Raw genomic sequence first — 18,771 nt, 5'->3', positions numbered from 1 at the left:
CTCCCCGTGCGGTTCAGCCCTGGCCAGGGCGGTTCGCACGCAGAACTTCGAGGCGGGCCCGGTACTCGACTTCGTCGATGTCGCCCTGCGCGAAACGCTCGGCCAGCGTCTGCTCGGCGGAGCGGGTCGAGCCGGCGCTCCAGCCTCCGCCGTGCCCGTATCCGTAACCCGCGCCGTAGCCTCCGCGGGCGATGGCTGCGCGACGCCACCGCCGGCCGGCGAAGGTGAAGATCAAGACGAGGACGGCGATCCAGAACAGGGGGATCAGGAGGAAGAGCCAGCCGAATCCGCCTGCCCAGGGGCCGCCCCAATGGGCTGCGACGGTCGTGGCGGTCAGTGTGCTGAGCATGGTGTCATCCAATCGACGGGTGCGGCTCGCACCGTTCGCGAACCGTCCCCCTCAGACTCGTCGCTGAGCGGCTGCGGCGAATCCGCTGCCGGGAGTCACCTGGGCTACTCCCCTGGGAGCACGGTGCCGGAGCACACTCGCCGGGCTACTGCCAACCGGGCTGAACCAGGCCGGTCTCGTAGGCGACGACGACGAGATGCACCCGATCTCGGGCGTCAAGCTTGGCCATGATGCGCGAGACGTGCGTCTTCGCAGTGAGGGGGCTGAGGAACAGCCGTTCGCCGATCTCGCCATTGGTGAGCCCCAGCCCGACGAGGGCCAGGACTTCGCGCTCCCGATCGGTCAGGGTGTCGAGGTCGTGCCCGGCCGGAGCAGTCTTCAACCCGCCGGCCACCCGTTCGAGCAGCCGTTTGGTCACACCGGGCGACAGCAGGGCCTCCCCCGCCGCAGCGACCCGCACGGCGCGGATGAGGTCGACGGGTTCGGTGTCTTTCACCAGGAAGCCGCTCGCTCCGGCGGAGATCGCCTGTGCCACGTATTCGTCGAGCTCGAAGGTCGTGACGATCACGATGCGGGTGGCCGACAGTGCCGGGTCGGCGACGATCTGCTCGGTCGCCCACAGTCCATCGCCGTCGGGCATCCGGATGTCCATCAGCACGACGTCGGGGGTGGTCGACCGCGCGAGCTCCAGCGCCTCATGACCGGTCGCCGCCTCGCCGACGATGTCGATGCCGTCCTCCGACTCCAGCAGGGCGCGGAACCCGGCCCGCACCAGATGCTGGTCGTCGGCGAGCAGCACCCTGATCACGTGAGGCCCGTCGTGCGGACGGGGCCCGTGGCGGCCATCGTGCGGATCGGGAGTCGGGCGACGACCGTCAGACCGCCGTTCTCGCCAGGATGCGTCTCGAACCGGCCGCCGAGAAGTTCGGCTCGCTCGCGCATCCCCAGCATCCCTTTGCCGCCGTCGCGCACCGTGTCGGGGAGCCCGCGCCCATCGTCCGCGACGGTGACGACGTAGTCGCCGCCCTCTTCGCGCAGTGAGATGCGCACGGTGGTCGCCTGGGCGTGCCGGCCGATGTTGGTCAGGGATTCCTGCACGATGCGGTACACCGCGAGCTGGATGGCCGGAGCCGGAACGCTCACGACGTCCTGCTCGTAGGTCACGTCGAGACCGGCGCGCCCGTAGGTCTCGACGAGAACGGGGATGCGCTCCAGGTCGGGCTCCGGCGCCCGGGACGCCGTGTGCCCTTCCGAGCGGAGGAAGCCGAGAACCCCGCGGACCTCCTCCAGCGCCTGGCTGCTGGTGGTCTTGATCGCGGCCAACGCTTCGCGCGCTTTCTCGGGCCGGCTGTCGAAGAGGTGAAGCCCCACCCCGGCCTGAACACTGATCTGCGACAGTGAATGCGCGAGCACATCGTGCAGTTCGCGGGCGATCCGGAGCCGCTCCGCCTCGGCAGCAGACTCGCGCCGCTCGGCCACCCGTCGCGAGGCGGCCCGGAAGCGCTCGCGGCGGTTGCGGATGGCTTCGCCGATCCCGATCAGCAAGCAGAGCACCAGGGCGATCATCAGGGGCCGGATGATCGCAGTCGGCTCCCCGATGAGCAGGAACGCCGTCAACGGCCCGACCACCGCCAGGCCCGCGAGCGTTCCCCACGCCCAGACCCGCGCCCCGCGCACCACGGCGCTGACGACTGCTAGTGCGAGCGGCACGGCGCTCAGCGGCGGCCCGGTGGTCACCGCGATTGAGCCCGCGCAGAGCACGCCGACGATCACGACGACGGGGCCGGGATGCGAACGCGCGGCGAGCAGCACGAACGACGACGCGAACGCGAGCAGAACAAGAAGAAGCGTGACCAGATCTGCTCGCAGGTGGAACAGCGCGAGCAGCACGCCGGGCACCTGCACCAGCGCGGCGACCACGACCGGGAACCACCGGGCGCCGGGCGGCCTGGGGCGGCCCCGCCAGCCGCTTTCGGCGCGGGCGAGCCACGCTTCCTCGTTCGCGTGCCAGGCCATCTGCTCATCGTAACGAGCGCGGCTGGGCATCCCATCCGCCCAGGGTCGCTCGCTGCCGTACTCCCCCGGGAGTACGGCAGCGCGGACCCTCGTCGCTCAGCCGAACCGGCCGGAGACGTAGTCGAAGGTGCGCGGGTCGAGCGGCTCACCGAACATTGCGTCGGTGTCGCCGTATTCGACGATCGCGCCAGGCTGCCCGTTCGCGGCGAGGAAGAAGGCGCATTGGGTGGAGACGCGCTGCGCCTGCTGCATGTTGTGGGTGACGATGACGATCGTGACATCCGCGACCAACTCGAGCATCGTCTCCTCGATGACGCGCGTCGAGGTGGGGTCGAGTGCGGAGCACGGCTCATCCATGAGGAGGACCCGCGGTTTCACCGCCAGCGATCGAGCGATGCAGAGACGTTGCTGCTGCCCTCCCGAGAGCCCGCCGCCTGGAGCCCGGAGCCGGTCGCGGACCTCCTTCCAGAGGCCCGCCTTGATGAGGCAGCTCTCGACGAGCTCGTCCCGCTCGTCGCGAGTGGTCTTCGTCCCGGTCAGTTTGAGGCCGGAGACCACATTGTCGTAGATCGACATCGCCGGGAAGGGGTTCGGCTTCTGGAAGACCATCCCGATGCTCTTCCTGGCGTCCACCAGACGCCTGGCGGGGTCGTAGATGTCGTCGCCGTCGAGGTACACCTCGCCGGCGAGACTCGCCGCGGGGATCAGCTCGTGCATCCGGTTCAGGATGCGCAGGAAGGTCGACTTGCCGCAGCCGGATGGCCCGATCAACGAGGTCACGGCGCCCGCTTGCATGGTGAGCGAGACGCGGTCGAGCACCTGGTGGTCGCCGAACCAGGCAGAGATGTTCTGGGCGTCGAGGGTGGCGAGCGGAGCGGACGGCACGAACTCGCCCGGGTCGAGTTGCGCGCGGAAGGCGGGCGCGGCTCCCGGGAGCCCGAGCAGTTCGGTGCGGTCGGGCGGGGAGAAGAGATCGGTCATGGCGATGCGGATTCCTGGTCGGAGGCTCAGAGGAGGTTGGGCAGGAGTCGTGCCGCTTGGTCCGTGGCGATGACGCCGACCGCGAGCAGCACAGGAAGGAAGACGATCCACACCCGCTGGGCGCCGAATCTGTCGAGGGCTCTCACCGCGAGCAGTTCGGCGGCGAGCAGCGCCTGGAGCGCGAAGACGAGGATCCACGCGGTGGAGGGATCGCTGGCGAGCTCGCGATCCGCCAGCGGCAAGGTCTGCGGGGTGGTCTGGCGGAATCCCGCATCGCGAACGGTCGAGACGAGCTGCGCATCCACCCTCACGACCCCGGACGGAACGTACGGGAGCCCGCGCGCCGTCTCGAGGGTGAGCCGACCCTGGCCGGCCTTCAGGGTCGGCAGGTCGGGGTCGCCCGCGTAGCGCACGCCGATGACGCGATAGTTGCTCGTGCCCTGTCCGGTGACCGTCACGATCGTCGCGCCGGGTGTCAGCTGCTGGATGCGCGAGAAGGGGCCGCCGTATGCGGCCGAACGTCCGAGCAGGATGCTCGTGCCCGCCTGGCCGGGCAGCACCGTGTCGCGGCGGTGACCGGGACCGTTCGCTGTCACACCGGAGGACGAACCCTCGAGCACGACCTCCTTCAGATCGATCGACGGGATCGAGAGGAGCGAGACGGGCGCGCCGTCGGGAAGCAGGACGCTGTGCACATCGCCTTCGCTGACCGGTGCGGTCGCGTCGGCCAGCTGCTCCCGGAATGTGTTCGTGGACACCTGCTGCCCGATGAGGTGGTGCAGGTGGCTGAGCACGAGCACGTTCGCCGCGAACCCGATGAGAAGCGCGGCGCCGAGCGTGGCGAACCCGCGCACCAGTCGCTGGTTCGGCGTCATGTCCACGGGCTCGCGTGGGGGCGCCGGCGGCCGGCGTGGTGGACGCGGGGCCCTCGGCGCAGGCGCCTTCTTCGGCATGCGGCCGAACCGGCCGTGGGCCTGCGGTTCTCCGCCGCTCGAGATCGCGTCGGCCCCCATTGTCGGCTGCGCTGTCGTCTCCGCTGTGGCCTGCACCGTCATCACGTGGTCACCGCTACCAGTGCCGGTGCCGCCGCCGCGGAGTGGACGACGAGCGCAACCACGCCCGCACCCGCGGCGAGCAGGACGAGCACCGACATCCCGAGCCACGGGAAGGCGAACACGGTGACGTCGCGCTCCACGGGATTCACGGCAGTGCCGTCGAGCGTGGCCGGCGGGGTGTACGTGGCATGCACGGTGACGAACGCCCACTGGCCGATACCCGTGAGCGTGCGCTCGATCGCGACGGTGGCGCCGGGCTGGATCGTCGGAACGGCCACGGCCGGCGTGCTCGTGATCGCGTTCCCCACCGGTCCAGCCGCGGAGATCTTCACGGTCGAGGCGAACGCCGTCTTCGACCCGTTGTGCACGGTGAAGAAGACGACGAGCTTTCCGCCGAGCGGATCGATGCTCGGCTCATATCGGGCTTGGAGCCCACTGACGTTGACCGGCCCGTTCGACACCTCGGATGCGCTCAAGGGTTTCGGGGTGCCCGTCGACACCTCCGCAGGTGGGGTCGACGGGGCCGCGCCATCCGGCGTCGCGCCACCGACATCGACAGGCGGAAGATCGGACGACGGCTGTCCGCCGCCCGGGATGTCGACCGAGATGCCGATGCCGCCGGGGTCGGAGCCGTCGTCAGCCACGGCTGCTGCCCCACCGGCGAGCGCGAAAGCCGAGGTGGCAAGCAGCCACACGGTCACGAATGCGGCGGCGCGACCGCTGGAGCGCGCCCTACCGCCCCGCACGGTCCACCCCCGGCCCGGTGCTGACAGAACTTGCCGTCTCCGCATCCCGCTCCTCCCGTGCCTTGCGCAGGGCCTCGGCCTCAGTGAAGGCAACCCACTCCGCCGCGCGCTTGCCGTCGGTGCGCCGGCGAAGCCTGCGGGCGAGGAAGAAGGCAGCGACCAGCAGTAGGAGGATGAGTAGCCACCAGGGAACCGCCACGACGACGGTGTCGCGTTCGACGGCGGCGAGCGGGCCTGGGTTGAGCGCCTCCTTCTCGACCGTGGGCTGCAGTTTCACGTACGGAGCGAGATATCCGGTCTGCGGAACGCCGGGGACGACGACCGAGAGGGTGCGGGTGCTTCCCGGCAGCAACTCGGCGAGTTCCTTGCGGACCGTGGCACCGGCGCCGATTCCGAAAAAGGTGTTGGCGCCGACGAGCAGGTGGGCGCCGAGCGCGACGTTGCCGGAGTTCGTGACGGTGAACGCCACAGTGGTCGAGCCGGTGAACGGGTTCCACTCCGAGTGGTAGTCCGCACCGAGGCTGGCGATCGTCAGCCGAGCCTGGAGGTCGCCGGGCACACGCACGTAGAGACGCGTGGCGACACGGCGGTCGACGAGGATCTGGCCGTCGCCCTTCTGGCTCGACACCACGATCCCGCCGGGGTGGTCGCCCGGTCCGGCGTTCGCGGGAACCACGATCGTGAACGGCACCGTGCGCTGCTCGCCGGGCGCGAGCGTGAGCTTTTCGGCTGGATGCGAGCCTTCGAAGGTCACCCAGGTTCCGACACCGGTCGGCTTCTTCGCCGTGTCGAGCAGGGCGTAGTCGCCGTCCTGCGTGGTGAACGCGTCCGTGGCGAACAGAGTGATCTGTTGCGGGGTCGTGCCGGTGTTCCGAACGACGTAGTCGTCGGCCACTTGCTGACCGGGCTGCAGCTGGTAGCTCAGTCGCGTTCGGTCGTCGCTCGGGCCGCCGGAGATGGCATCAGTATCGGCAGCGGAAGCGGGGGCGACGCCGATACCGAGGGCGACCAGGCTGACGAGACCGGCGGCGAGGGCGGCCAGAGGGATGCGTCGCCGGGCGATTCGGGTGAGAGGGGAAACGGGCACGCTACATTGGTCCAAATCTGGGTGGACTGCCGCTGGCGAACAGCTGAACAGGGTGGAAACGGACGGAGGAGGGGGCGCATCGGAACGCACCCCCTCCCCCGGTCGCAGGACTACTTCGAGACGAGCGTGAGGGTCATCGTCGAGGTGTAGGTTCCCGCGGGGGTGTTCGCCGGGGCGACGAGCGTCAGATCGGCGCTCAGATTGGTGTCGCCGGCGCCGGAACCGGCCGGTGCCGAGGCGAATGCACTGAACGGGGTGGCGTCCCCGGCCTTGTGCTCTGCACCGAGGCTCACGCCGGTGGCCGTCGACGAGACGACCTTCGGCTTCACGCCGAGCTGGAGGGCGTCGATGGTCTTGGCCGAGTCGGCGGAGTTGACGAACGCCGCCGTCGAGGCCGTCAGATCCCAGCCCGGGGTGGAGACGACACGACGGTCCGCGACCTGGAAGGCGGGCAGCTCACCGGTCGACGTGGAGAGCTTGTCGACCAGGGTCGCCGCGCCGAGCGTTGCCTTCGCGGCGGTGGGAACGACGAGGCTGAGCGCACCGTCGGCGGCGGTGATGGTCGTCGCCTCGATACCGATCGAGCCCGTCCCCGCCGGGTCGGTCGGGGTCGACGGGCCGGTGGAGGCGGAATCGAAGGTGTAGTTGCCCGAGCCGTTCTTCGCCACGTGGCCCGTGAAGTACCAGAGGCCAGACGACGCGAGGTTCACGCCATTGTCCTTCACACAGGCGACACCGAAGCTGAAGTCGCCGCCATTCGCCTTCACGCTGGCGGTGGAGCCACTGATCTGCTGCTGCGGGGTGGTGTCGACGCCGAGTACCTGCTTGGCCGGCGTGCCGAACGGCGCGTGCGAGAACGCTTTCCAGTCTGCGATGGTCCGCTCGGATCCCGACGGCGCGATGAACGAGCGCCAATTGGTGGCGTCGGCCGGGCACTGAAGGGTGGCGAACGGGTCGGTCTTCGACGGGCTGATCAGGATGTCGGTGTCCCAGGCGATGGTCGCGCCATCGGCGACCCACTCCTGAGCGTCGTTGTCGAACAGGTAGAGTCCGGACTCGGAGCCGTTCGGTTGGGCGACGGCGAACGCGGCACTGCTGGTGCCCACGCTGAGCGCGACGGCAGCAGCGCCGGCGAGGGCCAGCGTCACGATGCGATTGGTGCGCATGGTCATGTCTTCTTTCTCTGGGGTCTGACGGCTAGGAGAGGTTCGCGCGGATGGGCGCAGTGGTCGACGGCGCGAGGAAGCCGAACTTCGTCTTCACGGCGCCGGAGGTGCCCGCCGTGGTGCCGAAGTTGGTCAGGCTCTTGGCCTTCGTGGGGTCGACGAGCGCCGCGAGGCCGGCGTCGTAGGTCGGGCTTGCGCTGTTGATGCGTGCGTACTCGACGACGACGTAGGTGTCACGACCCCAGGTGGAGTCGTTGTAGTACGCCGCGTTCGGGACGATGGCAGCGCCCGAACCCGTGACGGGGGCGGTGGTTCCGAGGGCGCTGCCGAGTGTGGCGGTGCCGGTGCGGTCTTGCGCGGCGCCGCTCTTCTGAGCGACCCAGCTGGCGACAGAGAACGGGATGATCTGACCGGGCGTCGTGAGCACGGTGCCGTCGTTCTCGGCGAGGTTCGTCTGGTTCACGCAGCCGGCGATCGTGGAGATGCCGAGAGCGGTGAGGAAGAACTTGCGTGTGCCCGAGGCGGATTGAGGAAGCACCGGGGTGACCGGGACACCGTTGACCGAGGTGAGCGTGCAGTTGTAGATCTGGGTCAGCTGTGCCGTGGTCAGCTGGCCGAGACCGGCCGCCGTTCCCGGAGCGATCGCGAACGACACGGCGTCGCGGCCGAACGGCACGTAGGCGAGCGCGCCGGAGGCGTTTGCCGCCGAACCGGGACCGGACGACGAGCGTGCGATGTCGACCTGCCCCGTGATGACGCTCTCCGGGGTCGTGTTTCCGACGACCGAGAACTTGTTGCCGTCGATCGAGCGGCTGAGCGCCTTGACGCCGTCGCCGGAACCGGCCGGGCGCGCGAAGTACGGCCCGCTCTGCTTGGTCTGGATCGCGGCGGAACCGAAGGCGTCGTAGGAGGCGATCGAACCGGTGGGGCTCGAGACGCGCACCAGGGGCCCGGTGATGTTCGTTCCGTTGGCGAGCGCGTTGCCCGCATCCTGGAGCGTGTCCGAGCCGGCGAGCACGTAGCTGCCCGACACCGGGTCGGCGTTGGCCGGACCGGCGACGACGAGACCGGCGACGGCGATACCGACGACGGCGCAGAGCGCAGCGACCTTCTTGGTCTTCACTGTGGTTCCTTTCGGGAGGGTTAGCGCTAACCGCAGCGGTTGCGCTGTCTCGGCTCCGCGGCGCCGGGCGGCACCGTCTCGAGTCCGAAGCTGGGGGCCGGTCACGGGAATCTCCGCATCCGGCCGATGATGGGAACGGAGGCGGCGGCGACGAGCCCGCCGATGACCCCGCCGGGAACGATCGCGGCGATGCCGCCCGTGTCCGGGTCTTTCGCGGTCCGCCCGCCGCTCAACGATCCGGCCGCCTCGCCGGTGGCGGGATGCGTGTCGGTCGTGGTCGCCCCGCCTCCGTCACCCAGTGAGGTGTCGCCGCCGAAGCCACCGCCGCCGCCGGAATCGCCCGGCACGGATTCGTCGCCGCCTGACGGCGGCGGCGTGATGGATGCGCCGGATTGGATGGCCGCGGCGGCACCGATCGCCTGGGCTTTCCAATCGGCGGGGATGGGAGCGTAGCCGGGAGGAAGATTGCCCGGATCGACGCCGGGGGTCTGCCCGGTGGTCGCCGCGTACCGAATGAAGGCGGCGTAGTCGGCGCGCGTCGCACTGTCGCCCTGGGCGGGATTCGTTGCGGCGTAGACGGGCATCGTCAGCGGATACGCGGTCGTGGCCGTCTTCGCCGCGGCGCCCGCCGGATCGTACTCGACGACCTGTTTCTGACCGGCCACCGGGGTCATGACGGCAGCCGCGGCGGTGAGGCCCGCCTGGGTCGGTGCGACGAATTGTCCGGCCGCATTGCGGAGCTGCGCGGTGACGACTTGGTACTTCGCCGCCGAGCTCGTGTCGGTGAGCGCGAGCACGCGCTGATAGCCCGGGAGACTGCGCACGCTCTTGCCGTACTTCGGAGGCGCAGAGCTCGGATCCCAGAGCCCGAGGGTCTGGCCGTCGCCGCGGAGGGTGAAGTACGCGGCCTGATCGAGGTCGTTGGTGTACGGGCGCCAGGTGACCAGGTTGACCTCGCCGCCCGCCGCACTCGGCGGCTGGACGACCGGGTCGGCCTTCGGGAAGTCATCGCGTGGGAGCTCCAGTGGCCCGCCGTCGGGGTTCACCTTCGGGTTGATCGAGCTGTGCTTGTTGACACTCATGCCCCACTTGTCAGGCTTGCCCTGAAGGAACGACACGGCATCCTGGTCAGCCAGCACGTAGCGCCAGAGCTGCCAGGCCGCATCCGACCGCCCCTGGGGAACCAGGAGGTCGGAGACGGAGGGCGCTACGATCGCCTGATACTGCCAATCGGGGTTGTCCGCGTTCACCTCGAGGAAGTCGGGGTCGAGGAGCAGGTTCCTGGCGTTCTTGCCGAGGCCGGACTTGTCGGCGTACGTCGGGAGCGCATCGGTGTACGAAGCGGTCAGGAGTTTGGCGATGAGGCGCGGGGTGAGCTTCATCGAGTCGAAGGAGAGACCGGTCTTGTCGGCCTGCTCGGCAGGGGTCCCGTCGGTGGCGACCGGCGAATGGTCGAGAGCGAACGCGACTGCGAGGCCGCCGACGGCGACGGGCGCGTACCGGAGATCGTCCTGGTCGCCGCTGGAAAGGGCGCGCGAGGTCAGGGCCAGGGGGGCCGGGTCCGTTCCGTTCGCGGCGCCAGCGGCGTCCGACTCCGCACCATTGCTCATCGTGTACGTCGCACCGCCCTGCGAGGTGCAGAGAACGGGTTGCCACGAGGAGACGGCCGTGGCGACGAGCTCGCTGCCCCGGAGTTGACGCTCGGCGGCGCCGATCGAGCAGGTCACCCCGAGCGGTTTGAAGCTGAGTTTGAACGACAGTGCGTGCTTCCAGGCGTCCCAGCGCAGACCGGACTGGGTGATGTGCTGCTCACCGGCGTCGGCGGTGCCTCGCGGGATGACCACGAGCCAGCACGACTGCGGTTGCGCATCCGCGCCCGTCGGTGTTCCGCAGCCCAGGCCGTTCGCCTGAAGGGCGGTCTGGATCTCGAACTTCACCGAGCCGGCGCCGTTGGTGGCCGATCCAGCCCACGGCACTTCGTTCGACGAGCTCGGGTTGAAGAAGTTGTTCACGTTGACGTTGACCGGGAGCTGCTTCTTCTTCTCCACCGAAGCGACCACCTCCCCGGTCACAGAGCGGAAGGGAACCGAGGTGTATGCGGGGGTGAAGACATCGATGGCCGGGGCGGTGTAGTCGTCGTCCTTCTCGGAGATCGATGTCCCATCGGCGACATAGCCGTCGCGGGTGGCGCCCGGAGTGTTGAACGCGCCGTATTGACAGGTGGTGCGATCCGCGTGACCCGGGTTCGCCTTGTCTTCGCCCCAGCACTGGGCGATCTGCAGGAAGTTCTCCCCGCCGTTGGCGCTGCTCGGCGGAGTGGAGCGCTTGCCGCCGGTCCAGCTGACGGTCACCCCCTGAGAGATGAGGCCCGTCGTCTGCGACACGGTGACTGCGAGGTCGGGGAAGGGCGCGTTCGCCGCATCCGGGTCTTGCGCCACGGTAGTGGTCGTCACAGCAGGGGGTTCGTCAGCCCGGGCTGAGTTCGTCCCCACGCCGCCGACGGCTGCGAGCACCAGCGTCGTCGCGATGCCGGCGACGATGCCGACGCCGGCCGCCCGGGCGACGGTGCCACGCAGGGTGGGAGAAAAGCGCAGGATCACAGGACTCTCCAGGAAGGTCGACGCCGGTGCGGCGTCTCTCGGCTCAGACTCGGGTCGGCCGGTGACGGAACGGTGAACGGGGGCGGAACAGGGTGACGCCGGAAGTTGTTGCAGCGGAATCCGAGCCGACGACGCCCGCCGGATGAGGTTGCGCGCTGAAAGACGTCGCAACGTTCCGGGAACCGCTGCGACGCCGTTCGAGGCGATCAGTCGCCCGAGCGCCCGCGGGACCGACGAAGACGGCCGACGAACAGCGGCGGCAGTGCGATGGCGAGCACGACGAGCGCACCTGCGATGAGCATCACGGTCTGCTGGCCGCCCCAGCCGTCATCCGCGAGAGCATAGGGCGTCGCACGGGCGAGGCCGACGTTGACGGACACGTTCACGCCGCCCTCGCCGGTGCTTCCGTCGACCGCGCCGCCGTCAGTTCCCCCGGCGCCGGCGCCGGCGCCGGACGTCCCCGACCCGCCCGCGCCGCCGGCGCCCGCCGATGAGCCGCCCGACCCGGAGCCGGTCGTGTCGGTCGGGGTGTTCTTGGCACCCGCTGTGCCGGTGGTGCACTGGTTCGGGCCTTGCTTGTCGCAGGCGGCCGGCTGCGGTGCGCTCACGGCGAGCTGGTTGTTCGACGGCGAATCACCGGCTTTGAAGGTGGGGTTGCGGCAGTTCTCCGCCTTGACCCCGGAGACATCAGCGCCGGGGATGCGTTTGATCTGCTCGAATCCCGCCAGCACGAGGTTCATCGGCAATGGCGAGTACCCGAGCGTCGCCGCCTGTTGCTGGCCTTCGCAGAGCATGTAGTTGGTGAACGCACCGAGCGTCTTGCCCTTGTCTGTCGTGAAGATGCCCGAAGTCTCGGTGGGCACGATCATGTACGAGTAGCTCGAGAGCGGGTAGGTCCGCGCATCCGCATTGTTGTAGACGCCGTCGAGGATCTGTGTCAGATACTCGGGCGACGCGGCGTTGTTGTTGATCGCGGCCTTCATCAGAGCGACGGCGACCGAGGGGGCGGTCGGCTCGATGTAGTACCCCGCCGAGTTCAGCACCTTCGCCACCGGGAAGCCGGATTTGAGGGCGTACGAGTACTCGACGTAGGTGATCGCTCCTTCTCCGTACGACTGGCTCACATAGCCGGCAACCCCGAGAGAGCCGCTCTGCGCCTTGAACCCCGCATACGACGGATACTGCGACGTGAGACCGCAGGGATTCGGCCGGCCGACCTTGCCGCAAAAGGCGTTCCAGAGCGATGGATGCTGCTTGGACATCCACAGCGTGAACTGCGCCGTCGAGCCGGAGCCGTCAGAACGGGTGACGGGAACGATTCCTTTGTCCGGCATCGCCAGGCCCGGATTGTCTTTCTGGATCTGCGGGTCTTTCCAGTTGGTGATGACCCCGGTGAAGATCTTCGTGATGGTGTCGCCGCTCAGCCGCAGGTTGGTGACCCTTTTGCCGCCGATCTTCAGGTTGTACATGAAGGCGGTTCCGCCGGCCACGATTGGCATATACGCGAATTTCGAGGTCGGCTTCTCGGGCGCCGAGCCGTCTTCCGGCTTCGACTGGAACGGGATCTCGCTGACGGCGAAGTCGACGGTCTGCGCGATGTAGTCGCGTCGACCGGCGGAGGAGCCGGTTCCCGAGTAGTTGACGGTCATGCCGTAGTTGGAGGCGACGTTGCGGCGCCACTGGTCGAGTGCGTTCTGCGACCAGGTGGAGCCGGTTCCGCTGATCGGGGTCCAGGCTGCGGCCATCGCCGCGGGGGCCTCGGCGAATGTTCCGGTGACGAGCACGAGCGTGGCCGCCAGACCGGTGAGGGCCAAGCGCATCGCGCGGAGGATTCGGGGCGTCACGACGACGTCTCCTTCGGGTCGGGTGTTGCGGGCTGGGCGGCAGTTGCAGGGAGGGACTGCGCAGACGGTGGCGGCTCCGAGCCGAGAACGGTTCGGGACGCGATCCTCAGGAGGTCGCGCTGCGAGGTGGCGGTCGCTCCGCGCCGCTGGCGTCCCGACAGCTGGCCGGGCCCCCGTCCGCCGAGGATGCGCGCGGCGAAGAACAGGGCCAGCACCAACAGGATCAACACGGCGGCCGTGCCGAACCCGCGTGCGATCATCGTCGGCTCCGGTGACTTCACGAAGTCGAACACCTGCAGTGGCAGCGAGATCATCGGACCGGAGAAGGGGTTCGTGTTCATCTCCGCGGTCACGCCGCTGGTCAGCAGCACGGGCGAGGTCTCGCCGATCCCGCGCGCTGTTCCCAGGATGATGGCCGTGACGAGGCCCGATCGTGCCGTCGGCAGTACCACGTGCCACACGGTGCGCCACCGCGTGGAGCCGAGAGCGTACGAGGCTTCACGTAGATTGCCGGCGACGAGGCGGAGCACGACGTCGGAGGCACGGATCACGATGGGCAGCATCATCACGGTGATCGCGAGCGAGGCTGCGAACCCCGAGCGCTGGTGGGTGACGAGCGTGATGATCGCGGAGTAGACGAAGAGACCGGCGACGATCGAGGGCAGAGCTGTCATCGCATCCGCGATCGTCCGGACGAAGCGCGCGAATCGCCCACCGATCTCGTTGAGGAAGACAGCCGTCGTGACCCCGAGCGGGATGGTGATCGCCAATGCGATGCCGATCTGGATGAGCGTTCCGACGATGGCGTGCAGGATGCCGCCGACCGTCAGAGGGTCGAGCGGACCGGCGAATTGCATCGTCTGGGTGAAGAAGTTGAGGTGCCAGATCGCCGACCAGCCGCGCACGATCGCGAACGCCACAACGAAGACGAGCGACGCGAAGAGCAGCACGCCGGCGCTGACGAGAAGAACCGTCATCACCCGATCCGTCACATCCCGCCGGGTGGAGCGCAGCGAGATGAGCAGCGCATAGAGCCCGACGAACGCGAGGAATCCGACGATCGCCCAGCCGATCTCACCGGTCAACGGTGTGAACCACCCGAAGAGGAGAACAGCGACAGCGAGACCGGCGATCAGTGCACCCCAGAGGTTGAACCTGTCCTCCGCGGTCGCAGCGCGCACAGCGCGTCGCGGTCCGACCTCGGGCCGGGTCGGCGAGGGAAGCACGGTGCGCCCCGGTGGCGGGCCTCCCTCCCCCGCGCTCGTCGCGCCACGTGCGGCGAACTCGGGATCGGCGAGCTCGGCTTCGGCGAGCGTGCTGACGGGCACGGCGACGGTGATGTCGTTGTAGGGGGCTGTCCAGGGCTGTGTGGTGGTCATCAGGTGGTCTGTGCTCCGGAGCGTGAGCGCGCCACGATGGACGACGCTGTGAAGTTGACGGCCAGGGTCATGAGGAAGAGCACGAGACCGGCGGCCATCAGGGCAGAGAGCCCGAACTCGCTGGCCTCGCCGTAGCGGAGCGCGATGAGAGCGGAGACCGAGTTCGAGCCCGTCTTCAGGATCTGCCAGTTGATGGTGAAGATCGGCGAGATGATCATGTACACCGCAATGGTCTCCCCGAGCGCGCGGCCGAGCCCCAGCATCGTTCCTCCGATGATGCCGCCACGGCCGAACGGCAGCACGACCGAGCGGATCATCCCCCACCGTGTCGAACCGAGCGCGTACGCTCCCTCGCGCTCGCCGGCGGGAGCCTGCGAGAACGCCTCCCGCATGACAGAGGTCTGCGTGGGGACCACCATCAGGGCCACGACGAGCCCGGCGATGAACGCCGACGAGGTGAACATGCTGACTTCTGTCTGGGGGTGTCCGCTCGCGTCGGTGACGGAGAAGATCGGGATCCACGAGAAATGCGCCGCGATCCACTTCGACACCGGGATGACCGTGGCCTGGAGGAAGAACACGCCCCAGAGCCCGTAGACGACGCTCGGCACGGCCGCCATCAGATCGACGAGAGCCACCAGGAACGACTTCACCTTGGGCGGAGCCACCTCGGAGATGAGCAAGGAAGTGCCGAGTGCGAGCGGCACCGATACGGCCATCGCGATAAGGGCGATCGTTATCGTCCCCGAGAGCACCGCCGCGATTCCGAAGGTGCGCGTCTCGGGCGACCACTGCTGTTCGGTCAGAAAACCGAAACCGGTGACCGCTAGCGCATCGGAGGCCCGGAGGGCGAGGAACAGTCCGACCGCCAGCATGATGCCGACGGTGGTGGCCCCCGCCGTGTAGCTCACCGCGGAGAAGATCGAATCAGAACCCGAACGACGGGCGACCAACGAGCGGCGCCGACGGCCGGGCTCGGCTGCCGGCTCGGTTTCGCGCACAATGGATCGTGGCCCGGGGCGTTCGACAAGGCGCGTGTCATCGGACATGTGGGTTCCTCGGCTCTGTCGTGCGGGGCGGGACATTCTCCAGTGCCCCCCAGCGCTCGCCACAGCTTCTGGAGCGGAGGTGAACGCGAGGGGTCCGTGGAGTGAAGGCGGTGCATCCCAGAAACGTCATAGCGGGTGGCGTCACGGCGGGCTGCGTCACGGCGGGCCGCGTCACGGCGTCCTCGACGGAGCAGGGGACGGCGTTCCCGTCGGGCCGGACGTGGCCGGTGGGGCGGGCAGCAGCCGGGTGATGACGATCACGACGACCTCGCCGAGCGCCAGGCGGGTGCCCACCGCCGGCTCCGAGCCGATCACGGTGCCGTCGGGGACGGTGGAGTCGACGACCGTTCGCTCGGCAACACTGAAACCGGCCGTCACGACCACTCCGCCGGCGGAGGCGACCGCGCGGCCACGCACCTCGGGAACATCGCTGAAACCGGAGGCGATCGTCAGATCGACCTGTGCGCCCGCAACCGTCTCGGTTCCGGCCTCGGGCGCCGAGGCGAGCACGAGGCCCCGCGGCGCCGGCCCATCCTGCTCGGCGATCGCGCCAACCGCCAGCCCCGCCGCGGTGATCCGGCGGAGGGCCTCGCCGCGCCCCAGCCCGATGATCGTCGGAACCCGCGAGGCAGCCGGTGGCGCCGCCGAGGGCGCCACGGGAAGCTGTGCGCTCGGCGTGGGCGTGCCCGTAGCCACTGCGGTCACCGGGTCGGCGCTCGCCGGTGCCAGCGGCGCTTCCCCGCCGGTCACGGCGTTCGCCGCGATCAGCCAGATCGTCGCGACGACGGCGAGCGAGGTGGCCACGACGATCGCCGCCGAGCGTTTGGCGGGCCGGGCGCTCGCCGCAGACATCGGCGCGGTGGCGCTCCGAGAATCCGCCGCCGTCGCGGATGAGCGAGTGGGCTGGGGCCGCCTCGGATCGAGCGGGCCCGCGCCGGGGCGTCTCACCGGCAGTGCTGTTCCGCCGACCGACGGGATGAGCGCCGTCGCCTCCGACCTGGCCGGCGGCATCGATATCGTGAACGAAACCGGTGTGCTCGCCGTCGCGTCGCGCGCCGCCAGCCCGGCCGCGGCCTCAGCCACGGCCGCCGCCATCTCTTCGGCCGAGCCGTACCTTGCCGGTGGCTGCTTCAGCATCCCGCGCACGACGATGCGGTCGACGCTGCGCGGAATGCGCGAGTCGAGCACCGAGGGAACCGGCGGAGGAGCGCTGCGATGCGCATCCAGAACGGCCGCCACCGTCGCCCGTGGGAACGGCGGGCGACCCGTGAGCAGGAAATGGAGCAGCCCGGCGATCTGGTACAGGTCGCTTCGCTCGTCGACGGCGTCACCGCGGGCGTGCTCGGGCGAGAGGTAGTTCGCACTGCCGAGCACAAGACGCCCGGCGTCGTCGGGCCGTGAGCGCAGCACATCCGAACTGGTCGCCGGCGACCCGGGCGTCTCGGAGAGCCCGAAGTCGAGGATGCGCACCGCGCCGTCCTCAGTGATCACGATGTTCTGGGGTGCCAGATCGCGGTGGGCGAGTCCGGTCGCGTGGATGGCCGCGACACCGTCGAGCAGGGCCGTGACGACCGCCAGCGCGTCGACAGCAGCCAGCGGCCCGCGTGCGACGAGTTCGGCCATCGTCGTGCCGGCGGCGAACTCGGTCGCGATCCAGGCGTACTGGTCTCGCCCGACCTCGTCCACGCCGGTCGCCAGCACCCTCGGCACCGAGGGATGCGACACGAGGGATGCGCGCTCCGCCTCGCCGAAGAAGGCCCGACGTTCCGCTTCGGTCGACGTCAGATGCGGGTGCAGCATCTTGATCGCGACGAGGCGGTCACCGCCGGCCGTATCCGTCGCTGCGAACACGGAGGCTGTCGCGCCGGAGCCGAGCAGACCGGCCAGTGCGAACCGACCGCCGACGAGCTCCGGCCGTGTCGCTTCGCTCACGACGCCTCGCGGGCGTAGGCGTTGGCCGTCGCGGCGACTCGCTCGACATAGCTGTCGAGGTGGTTGTAGGAGTAGATCGCAGCGCGCCACCGTTCCGCCATCGACAGATCGCCACTGTGACAGAGGTAACCGGCTGCGGCCAGGGCTGCATCGTCGAGCTGCTGCGGGTCGGCCACACGGTCTCCGTTCCCGTCAGCGCCCCAGGTCGCCCACGAGGAGGGAAGGAACTGAAGCGGGCCCACCGCGCGGTCGTGACGGACATCGCCGTCGAGCACCCCGCCGTCGGTGTCGGTGACCGCGTCGTAGCCGTCACCGTTGAGCCGGGGTCCCAGAATTCCTGGGCGCACGACACCGTCCGCCCCCAAGCGGGAACCACCGAACGCTCCATGGTGCGACTCGATCTCGCCGAGCGCGGCGATCGTGGTCCAACCGAGATGGCACGCCGGTGTCGTTGCCGCTGCCGCGCGCGCTGCCCCGGCGTAGGCGCGCACTGCTCGCACGGGGATACCGGTGCGGGCGGACACGGCCGAACTCCACTCTGCCGACACACGATCGTTGTTCGAAGGCTTGGCGCGCTCATCCGACGTCGTGGAAGCGGGTTCGTCGGCCGGACCAACGGGCGTGGCCTCTGTGGCCTCCGCCAGCGGAACCGACCAGCCGTGTCCCTCCGCAGCCGGTGTCGACGCATACATCACGCCGCCGATCAGCACGACCGCCAGGGCCACGCCCCAGAGAACCCTCCGCATCACCAGACGCAGTCATCCACGATCGGGGCGTTCCGCCGCGGCGGCGTGATCGACCGGGCGAACGCCTCGATCTCGCCGTCGCGCAGCGCCTCGATCGTTGCCAGAGCCGCCTCGGAACTGGAGGCCGAGGCGCCGTACCAGCGACCGCAGGTGAGCACGGGACTCCCCTTCATTGTCATGTACCACCCGTGTTTGCCTGTCGAGTTTCCGTTGACGACGGTGATCGAGAGTGCGTCGGTCGATCCCCGCAGAGCCTGCACGTGGGCCCGAGCGGAGTCGAGGGTCGTGTAAGCCAAGGCGCTCCGGCCGAGTTCCCGGTTGTTCGACGCGAGAATCCGCCAGATGCCGAATGTGCCGGGCGAGACGATCCGCCCCTGGGCGGCACGAGAAGACATCGCAAGGGGCCGGCGCACGCTCGGGGACTCCAGGCGGACCTCGGCGACGCGTGAGGCCCGTTTCGACGAGGCCTGGATCGACTGCAGGAATCGCGACCAAGCGAGGTACATCGGGTCGGCCTCGGAACGGAATGTCGAGAACACGATTCGGGGGATCGCGGGCATGGCGGGCCTTCAGGGTGAGGACGGGCCTGCACTCGGGTTGTGTGCTCACGGCGTTCCGTCAGCCAAACGCTCGGGTACGTAGGTGTACGAACGGCGACGGGAAGGGGAACGCGGGGTGGCCGAGGGACCCCCATTCTG

The 18,771-nt window shown here is 69.3% G+C and carries 16 protein-coding genes; all 16 read right to left on the bottom strand.

The window, feature by feature from the left end; genetic code table 11:
- Positions 1-13 precede the first annotated feature (13 nt).
- The gene (locus K5L49_RS02545) at positions 14-349 is read right to left on the bottom strand and encodes an SHOCT domain-containing protein (protein WP_223690457.1); all 336 of its coding nucleotides are present in this window, start codon (positions 347-349) and stop codon (positions 14-16) included.
- Between the two features lie 145 nt (positions 350-494).
- Complete coding sequence (locus K5L49_RS02540) at positions 495-1,157, bottom strand: response regulator (RefSeq protein ID WP_223690456.1); 663 nt, start codon at positions 1,155-1,157, stop codon at positions 495-497.
- Complete coding sequence (locus K5L49_RS02535) at positions 1,154-2,365, bottom strand: sensor histidine kinase (RefSeq protein ID WP_223690455.1); 1,212 nt, start codon at positions 2,363-2,365, stop codon at positions 1,154-1,156. The genes K5L49_RS02540 and K5L49_RS02535 overlap by 4 nt, the downstream gene beginning before the upstream one ends.
- Positions 2,366-2,461: 96 nt before the next feature.
- Positions 2,462-3,346: a phosphate ABC transporter ATP-binding protein gene (locus K5L49_RS02530; RefSeq protein WP_223690454.1), complete on the bottom strand. Its 885-nt coding sequence runs from the start codon at positions 3,344-3,346 to the stop codon at positions 2,462-2,464.
- A 26-nt stretch (positions 3,347-3,372) separates the two neighbouring features.
- Positions 3,373-4,221, bottom strand: a complete 849-nt coding sequence (locus K5L49_RS02525) for a sortase (RefSeq protein ID WP_223690453.1) — start codon at positions 4,219-4,221, stop codon at positions 3,373-3,375.
- A 179-nt stretch (positions 4,222-4,400) separates the two neighbouring features.
- Positions 4,401-5,147, bottom strand: coding sequence for a hypothetical protein (locus K5L49_RS02520; protein WP_223690452.1), 747 nt, complete (start codon positions 5,145-5,147; stop codon positions 4,401-4,403).
- The gene (locus K5L49_RS02515; protein WP_223690451.1) at positions 5,134-6,234 is read right to left on the bottom strand and encodes a WxL protein peptidoglycan domain-containing protein; all 1,101 of its coding nucleotides are present in this window, start codon (positions 6,232-6,234) and stop codon (positions 5,134-5,136) included. The genes K5L49_RS02520 and K5L49_RS02515 overlap by 14 nt, the downstream gene beginning before the upstream one ends.
- 110 nt (positions 6,235-6,344) lie before the next feature.
- Positions 6,345-7,406, bottom strand: a complete 1,062-nt coding sequence (locus K5L49_RS02510; RefSeq protein WP_223690450.1) for a WxL domain-containing protein — start codon at positions 7,404-7,406, stop codon at positions 6,345-6,347.
- 25 nt (positions 7,407-7,431) lie between these two features.
- Positions 7,432-8,523, bottom strand: coding sequence for a substrate-binding domain-containing protein (locus tag K5L49_RS02505; protein WP_223690449.1), 1,092 nt, complete (start codon positions 8,521-8,523; stop codon positions 7,432-7,434).
- A gap of 101 nt (positions 8,524-8,624) precedes the next feature.
- Positions 8,625-11,123 (bottom strand): hypothetical protein, encoded by a 2,499-nt coding sequence (locus tag K5L49_RS02500; RefSeq protein ID WP_223690448.1) that lies wholly within the window; start codon positions 11,121-11,123, stop codon positions 8,625-8,627.
- A gap of 206 nt (positions 11,124-11,329) precedes the next feature.
- A complete protein-coding gene (gene pstS / locus K5L49_RS02495) occupies positions 11,330-12,967 on the bottom strand; it encodes a phosphate ABC transporter substrate-binding protein PstS (protein WP_223690447.1) in 1,638 nt (545 codons plus the stop codon).
- Positions 12,964-14,346 carry a phosphate ABC transporter permease PstA gene (gene pstA, locus K5L49_RS02490; protein ID WP_223690446.1) on the bottom strand — a complete coding sequence of 461 codons (1,383 nt, stop codon included), beginning with the start codon at positions 14,344-14,346 and terminating at the stop codon, positions 12,964-12,966. The genes pstS and pstA overlap by 4 nt, the downstream gene beginning before the upstream one ends.
- Entirely contained in the window at positions 14,346-15,395 is a 1,050-nt protein-coding gene (pstC, locus tag K5L49_RS02485; protein WP_223690445.1) for a phosphate ABC transporter permease subunit PstC, read from the bottom strand. Before pstC ends, pstA begins: the two co-directional genes overlap by 1 nt.
- A 171-nt stretch (positions 15,396-15,566) precedes the next feature.
- Complete coding sequence (locus K5L49_RS02480; protein WP_223690444.1) at positions 15,567-17,327, bottom strand: serine/threonine-protein kinase; 1,761 nt, start codon at positions 17,325-17,327, stop codon at positions 15,567-15,569.
- Positions 17,324-18,073, bottom strand: coding sequence for a lytic murein transglycosylase (locus K5L49_RS02475; RefSeq protein ID WP_223690443.1), 750 nt, complete (start codon positions 18,071-18,073; stop codon positions 17,324-17,326). The genes K5L49_RS02480 and K5L49_RS02475 overlap by 4 nt, the downstream gene beginning before the upstream one ends.
- Positions 18,073-18,633: a hypothetical protein gene (locus K5L49_RS02470; protein ID WP_223690442.1), complete on the bottom strand. Its 561-nt coding sequence runs from the start codon at positions 18,631-18,633 to the stop codon at positions 18,073-18,075. Before K5L49_RS02470 ends, K5L49_RS02475 begins: the two co-directional genes overlap by 1 nt.
- Between the last annotated feature and the right edge of the window lie 138 nt (positions 18,634-18,771).

This window comes from Leifsonia poae (assembly GCF_020009625.1).
Classification (GTDB): Bacteria; Actinomycetota; Actinomycetes; order Actinomycetales; family Microbacteriaceae; genus Leifsonia; species Leifsonia poae_A.
The sequence above is the reverse complement of the archived record's forward strand: the minus strand, read 5'-3'. Positions and strand labels throughout refer to the sequence as shown.